This window comes from Paenibacillus sp. Dod16, from assembly GCF_049893405.1.
Classification (GTDB): Bacteria; Bacillota; Bacilli; order Paenibacillales; family Paenibacillaceae; genus Paenibacillus_AQ.
Window position 1 is genome coordinate 1 of sequence record NZ_JBNDYG010000095.1, and the last position, 8,431, is coordinate 8,431.

General features: G+C 38.6%; 1 protein-coding gene. It reads right to left on the minus strand.

Annotation, left to right across the window (positions count from 1 at the left end):
• A partial coding sequence (locus ACPV3A_RS37235) for an amino acid adenylation domain-containing protein (protein WP_426204928.1) occupies positions 1 to 8,431 on the minus strand: 8,431 nt, incomplete at both ends.

Genomic DNA, 8,431 nt, shown 5'->3' on the forward strand with positions numbered 1-8,431 from the left:
GATAGCCTACGGCGACTCCTTTTCCACCAATATGCAGTTCTCCTGGAACGCCTACTGGACATTCTTCTCCACATTCATCCAGTACGTAAATTTGTTGATTTTTCAACGGATATCCATAAGGGATACTTTTCCACTCTGGCTTCACTTCTATGATTGGGAAATATATGGACCATATAGAGCCTTCCGTTGCTCCACCTAACCCGATGACTTGTGCTTTTGGCATTCTTGTTTTGATTTTCTCCGGCAAACCAAGAGAAATCCAGTCTCCACTTAGCATCACAATACGTAATCGTTCTGCTGTAGATCTCTGCAATGTATCTTGTTTTGTATTCTCCAAATACATATCCATAATTGCCGGAACCGAATTCCATATCGTGATTTCTTCTTCGATCATGATCTGATGAATGCTGGCCACATCTAAGAGATCTGGAATTAATACTAACTGGGCTCCGCTAATGAGTGCTCCAAAAATATCATAGACAGATAAATCAAAGCTCATCGATGATAGGGCAATGATTTTATCTTCGCTGCCTACTTTGAATCTCTCATTAATATCTAATAGTGTATTCACGACTGCCTCATGGGTGATCACAACCCCCTTAGGCTGTCCCGTACTTCCTGACGTATAGATAGCATAGGCTTTATCCTGCTGGCAGCTTTCTACCGATTCCAAGGCGCCATCGTTATAGGTGGAAAGGTTCTCTTTTTCATATAAATCCGGATGAATCATGAGCTTGATATCACTATGTTCCACGATATATTCTATTCTTTCCTCAGGATGTTCCGGATTCACAGGAATATAAGCATGGCCGGCTTTTAAAATAGCCACCGTATTTACAATGGTCTCGATTCGTCTCTCTGCCCAAACGCCAATATAAGAATTGTGCGCATAGTTTTGCACTGCTAAATAGCGAGCGACCTGATTGGATTTTCTCGCCAACTCGCCATAGGTCAATGTATCCTGTCCTAATTTGACTGCAATCGCATCTGGCGTCTTCTGGCATTGCTGGTCTATTAATCTTTGCAGTAAATCCCCTTCATAGTCTCCTTGTGTACGATTGTAATCAAGCAGTAGTTCAGACTGTGTTACAGGCAACGGCATAGTTGAAAGATTATGGTCTATGACTTGCTGTAAGCGAAGTTGATACGTTTCAAACATCGCACTGATCATATCTTCGTCAAACAAATCTTTCACATAATCCCAAGTCATCATTAATTGTCCGTCGCTTTCCGCAACTTGAAAGTCCAAAAATACTTCAGGGGGCTGATTTATTCCGTATTTCAATTCTCCCCTACTGCCTATATTGGCATTGAAAGAATCCGCTTCGTCACGAAGCATACTCGTAAATATAATTGGCATTATAGCTTGATCTGCTTGACCGCGTTTTTCAGCCAGATCACGCAGGAAATCAACTCCACTGTAAAATCTGTGGTCTAACGCTTCAAATAACCGCTTCTGTATCTCAGTAGTTCTTTCCCAAAATGGTCTGTGAGATGATAAATCGATATCTAATAACAATTTTGATACAAAATCCCTCATCAGAGACATTCCATCTTGGTGAAAAGGCTGATTACTAAACAGATTTAAGTTAAGTGCCATATTGGATTGATTGCTCCATTTAAATAGAACTTCCGCATATATTGTGCACAATAACGCAGATGGTGCAATTCTGTTATCCAAAGCTTTGTTTCTCACAATCGCCCAGTCTTTCGCAGAAATTTTCGTTTCTAAACGTTTCACTGTCGCGTTGTTTACAGCATTCCCGTTAAAAAGAAGCGGTAACTGTGGCGCATGTGGGAAATTCTCTACTTTGCTCTTCCAATAAGCTTGATCTCTTTGATGCAATGCTTGCATCAAATCTGAAACTTGCCGTGCCAAAAGATTGGCATGATTATCAAGCTCTGCTTGGGTCGAATCTTTCTCCTCTTTCTTAACATCCTCTTTCATAAGTAGCTTTTGCAAACGTTCTTCTGGATTCTTTACAACTTCCGAAAGTAATGAAACATAATCATCGACCATTTGCTTTATCGTTTCTTGTTTAAATAAATCTGTAGAATACTCTAAGTTGACCATATAACCCTCTGATGTGTGTATTACCATTAAATTCAGATCAAACTTAGCTACTTTTCCTTCCATTGGTACCCATGTTCCACTCATAATGCTCTTTGAACCAGACATAATTTCACTCTCTGGCATCATAAACATTACATCAAATAATGGATTTCTTGATAAATCTCTCTTTACATCTACTGCCTCAACCAAGTCTTCATATTGAAAGTCCTGATTATCGTACGCATGAAGACATTTTTCTTTTACTCCAAGCAATACTTGTTCAAAACTCTCCTCTTGTTTCACTTTTCCTTTGATCGCCAAGGAGTTTACAAACATCCCCAGCATGTCTTGTGTATCAACGTGGGTTCTGCCTGATACAGGAGTTCCAACTACTATTTCTTCCTGTTGACTGTATTTGCTCATTAGAAGCATAAAGGTTGATAACATAATCATGAATTCCGTAGCACCATGCTTCTTCGCTAATTCTTTTATTTCCATAAAAACTGGTTCTTCAATCTTAGTTTTTACGTCGGCACCATTGAAGCTCTTTTTCTTAGGACGTTGGAAATCTGTATTCAAATTGAGTATTGGAATTTCGCCCGAGAACTCGTTCTTCCAATATGCCGCCTGCTTCGTAATATCCTGAGTCATTTGCCAAGCAGAAAAATCCTTATAATGAACCCTTGGCATTGGTAAAGTATTTCCTTCATATAACTCGCTTATCCAGTTCATCATAATAGGCAGACTTTCTCCATCAGAAACAATATGATGAATATCCAGCATCAAGTATGAAGCTTGTGGCGCCTGTAGTAACTTAACCCGCATCAAAGGTGCTTTGGATAAATCAAATGGGCGAACAAAACGATCGTATTCATCTTGAATATCTAGTGTATCTGCTTCTTTGTATTCTATTACTACTCTCGCATCTGGTTGAATCACTTGAACTGGCTCCCCATTAATAAGATGGAAGCTGGTTCTCAATACTTCTTCTCTCTCTAAGAGTTTATCTAATGCTCTCTGTAGCTGCTCTTTATCCAGAGTGTTTTCATATTTTATGACATTCGAAATGTTATAGGAAATACTAGGACCTACTATCTCATTGAGAAGATACAGTCGCTTTTGAACAGAACTCATAGGATAGAACTCTGCTTTAGCTATTTTCGGTATTTCCGAAAAACTATCATATTGCAAACTACCAATTCTTTCTGCAATACGTTTTGGTGTAGATAAAGCAAATATTTCACTAAGCTGCAGCTTTATACCGATTGTCTTTTCTAATTCATTACACAATAATGTAACTTTCAGTGAATGACCACCCAAGTCAAAAAAGCTATCATGGACACTAATTTCTGTTATTCCAAGGATTTTCTCAAATGCTTCAACCACTAACTTCTCTTCACTATTTGTTGGTGCTGCATATTCCTTAACCCTGTATTCTGGTTCTGGTAGTGCCGCTTTGTCCAGCTTTCCATTATGACTTAATGGAATTTGGTCAATTCGAATCATATATAAAGGAACCATATAGTCTGGTAACTTCTTGCGTAATTCACTCTTGATTTTATCTGCGTCAATTTCTTCTACTTCCGTATGAACGACTACATAAGCACACAGATATTTTTCTCCTTGCTTGTCTTGGCGTAGTGCAACGGCTGCTCCACTAACTCCTTCGAGTTCCATCAAAGCACTTTCAACTTCTCCTGGTTCGATTCTGAAACCTCTTATCTTAACCTGATCATCAATACGGCCAAGGTACTCAATATTTCCATCCGGCATCCACCGTGCCAGATCACCTGTTTTATACATCATTCCTGAACCAAAAGGATTTTTAATAAATTTCTGTGCTGTCAATTCTTCACGATTTAAGTAGCCACGCGACACACTTTCTCCTGCAATACATAATTCCCCTGGTACACCTATTCCAGCTATTTTTTCATTTGATAATATATAAATTTGTGTATTACTAATAGGCTTACCAATTAATACTTTGTCTACATCTAAGCCTGCTGGACAATGATATCCACTGGAATTAACTGTAGTTTCTGCTGGACCATAGAGATTCAGTAGTTCTGCTCTTACTTGTCCTTTTTCCCTTAATTGATTATAATGTCTCACACTTTCTGCATTCAGTTTCTCACCAATATTAATGATATAACGTAGAGTATTGATTTCCTCTTTGCTCATATCTAATTCTTCTAAAAACATATTGAACATTGAAGGAACGAACTGGATTGCATTTACTTGATAATCCTGAATTACCTTGATGATCTTATCACTTTGACTTTCTTCTCCTTGTTGCAAAATAACAAGTTTACCACCTGCTAGCATCCACCAAAATACTTCCCAGGCAAAAACATCAAATGCACAAGTGGTCTTCATTAAAAGGGATTCTCCCTCGTGCAATGGATATTCTCTTTGTGTCCACATCTGCTGATTGACTATATGCTGATGCTCTACCATAACCCCTTTTGGTTTTCCTGTTGTACCCGATGTATACACCAAGTAAATAAGATCATGAGGGGTATTTACATGTTCTGGATTCTCTGTACCTTCCTCATMATGGCTTGCACTATACAAGTCAACAACCTTTTCAGGAGAAATATTATACTTTCCTTGACCAATTAAAACCGCTTTCGGCTGGCTATCCTCCAAGATATACGCAGTGCGTTCTTCTGGATAAAATGGGTCAATTGGTACATATGCTGCACCCGACTTCAGAATGGCATATAATCCGACCACCAGCTCTAAGCTTCTTTCTGCTATAATCGCAACAAAATCATCAGGCCGGACATGGTATTCCCGTCGTAACTTTAATGCAAGCTGATTGGCACGAGCATTTAGTTCAGCGTATGTCAATTTCTCATTCCCGAATACAACAGCTGTATGATGGGGTGTTCTTGCTACTTGTTCTTCAAATAGCTGTACAATTGTCTTGTCTCTTGGATAGTCGATATCCGTTGCGTTAAACTGTACTAATGCTTTCATTTCTTCCGCTTCATTGGTCATGCCTAATTCGTTTAATTTGGTCTGTGGCGCTGCAATGGCTTGTTCCATAAGTCTTTGCAAATGGGAACCAATAATGTTTATTTCTTCCTTGTTATATACCTTTGTACTGAATAGAATTCTAAAATGAATACGATCACTCTTAAATGCTGTCATTCCCAAGTCATACCCGATTTGTTCGCGGTAATATTCAGATTCCACATTTAATTTGCCATCAATATTTATACTTGTTCCTTGATAGCCCTCAAAGAAGAATAAGGTTCCAATTAAATTTCTTCCTAATAGAGTACGATTCTGTATTTCTGCTAAGGGAAGAAAATCGTGTTCATTTGCAGCAATTGCCTGGCTCTGTAATGATTTCAACAAATCGGCGAATGTGTCTTCGTTTGTTGTCGATATACGTACGGGTATGGTATTGATAAATAAACCAACGATTTCTTCAATTCCTTCAATCTCTGCATTTCTACCAGATACAACTTTTCCAAAAACGACATCATTGGTTGAGTTGTATCTTTCCAATAAAACACCCCAACAAGCTTCTACTAGCGTGTTCAATGTTACATCATATTGGGCACATATCGCTTCTGCTTGTTCAGTTACCTCTATGCTTAACTTAAACTCTTGACTCTGACTCTCTTCATCTGTTTCATCTGGACGACCTAAAGGAAGAATATCAGCCCTTGTCTCATATCCTTGAAGAAGGTCTTCCCAATATTTAAGGCTCGGCTCTTTATCTTTTTCATTGATATAATGTACAAACTTTTCATAGCTCCCAATTTTATTAGAAGCAGCCTGATTAGGTAGTTTTAATTGTTCTTCATCTGTTGCCATATACGCATTAAATAATTCTTTACGCAAAATTGGCAAACACCAACCATCTAAAATAATATGATGGTTCGTCATGATCAACCGATAACCACTGTTCTTTATTTTTATCAAATTCATACGAAGTAGTGTATCTTCTTCCAAATCAAATCCTCGTTTTACATCTTGTTCCTTTAAATCAAGATAATCAGATTCATTATCTACTTCCATATAATTAAATTCCGGCATTCTTTCTTTCAATACAACTTGTCTTGGTACACTTACTCCCCGATAACAGATCTTTGTACGTAAAATATCATGCTGTGTGGCTAGATATTCAAAAGCTTTGTGCATCTTCTCTACATCTACTTCTGCCAATCGCAACGTCTGCTGAACAACATACTTCGTAGAGGATTCATCCAAAAGCTTCTCATAGAGCATTCCCTCTTGCACAGGAGCCAATGGATAGATACGTTGAATTTCTTCGCCGCGGATTTTGGCAGCTTCCTGTACATAACAAAATTCGCTATCTTTCCATACGTTCTCACCAAAATCACTTGCGGTTGACTCACTCTTCTGTGCATGGGAGCAATGTTCTGCGACCGCAATCAGTTCTTCTTCATATGCTTTTCCTATTTGCTCAATTCTCTCAGCTAAATAACGACTGCTGTTGCAGGTTACTGTCATAGATAAACTACCTTTTTGCACATGACCTATGACGTTAATGGATGGTCCAAATTGATTGCGAGGATCTGTATCCTGTCCATAACCCAGTTGTGAAAACTCAAAATATGGATTGCCAGATTCTTTCTTTGTTCCTAGTTCTCCAAGATAATTAAATGATATATCTGGTGCCACTTCCACATCCAATTCTTCTGAATTAACCATGTCTGCATTCTTTAAGAGGCCATAATCAATTCCATGTGCTGGCACACGTCGTAGGTTCTCTTTCGTATTTCGAATATCCTGAGCAATATTAGTGCCTAACTCTTCTAAAACTACGGGATATATACTAGTGAACCATCCTATTGTCCTACCTAAATCAAAAGACCCTACTGTTTCTTCACGACCATGTCCTTCCATCTGTATAGCAAGCGTTCTCTGACCTGTTACTTTGTTTACCGCACGTCCTAGTGCTGCTACAAGCAAGTCATTAATCTCTGTATTATAAGCATGTGCACTTTCTTTTAATAACTTTTCTGTGATCGTGGCATTAAGACATGCCACGACTGTCTTTGGTTCGAATTCATGGTCAGTGCTATCTTCTTTTAACTTACCATCAACCAATTTATTTTCTATTTCTGACCAGTAAGCTACCCTTCTCTTTAACTTTTCACTCTGGCTGTAATGAGCTAATCCTTCGCTCCATACTTTAAAGGAAACGGTTTTAGCTGGTAATGTTATCTCTTTCTGATTCAAAGCTTGAGAGTAGCCCTTCTCCAGATCCTCACTTAAAATTCGCCAGGAAATCACATCCATTATCATATGATGAGCTAGCAACATCATATAATCTTGCTCCGGCGTACTAAATACAACAGCCTGCAATAATGGTCCTTCCGCCAAATCCATCTTTACTTTCGTTGACTTAATTTTTTCCTGAATCTCTTCAGATTCACATGCTATTGTTGTAAAGCCGTACCATTTCTTATCTTCTACTTTCCCTATAACCTGTTTCTTATCTTTGTACGTAGCTCTCAACATATCATGATGCTGCACTAACGCAGATAAAGCTTTTTGTAGTGCCAGGGCATTTAGCTTTTCACGAACCTTAAACACTTGGCATACATTAAAATGTTCAGGATCCATCATATTTTGTGCGAAGAAGTAGTTTTGAATTGGTGTCAGTGAAATTTCACCACTTATTTCTCCTTGCTCCGCAGGTATAATTTCTTTTTTTGTGGATAAATTCATGGCTATTAGCTTTGGTGTTCTCTCCATCAAAAGATTTCGCATGGAGATATCGTATCCAGCTTCTCTTATCTTGTTTAGAATATGGATAGCCTTGATGGAGTCCCCACCCAAATCAAAGAAATTGTCGTTTACGCTTACTCTTTCCATACCAAGTACATATTCAAATGCCTCTACTACCAATTTCTCCGTCTGGGTCTTTGGTGCCTCATAATCCCTTATCATCTTACTTTCTTCAATACACTTTTCTGGATTCGGCAATAATTTACGATCTACTTTACCATTTGCAGATAGTGGAATCTCATCTACCTGTATGAATTGTGCCGGGACCATATAATCAGGTAGATATTTCGCTAACTCTCTTTTTATTTCTGTCGATTCAATTGTCTCATCGGCAACAATGTACCCACACAGCTGCTTCTCTCCATGGGAATCACTATAATCGGCGACTACGGACTGGCGAATTTTGGGCAAATGATGGATACAGTGTTCTATTTCTCCTAGTTCGACACGATGCCCACGTATCTTTACCTGACTATCTTTTCTTCCAAGGAAGTCTACATATCCTTCCGCACGCATTACACCATAATCACCTGTTTTGTACAGATACCCGAATCTATGGTTGATAAAGGCAGCCTTCGTCTTCTCTTCTTCATTGAGATAGCC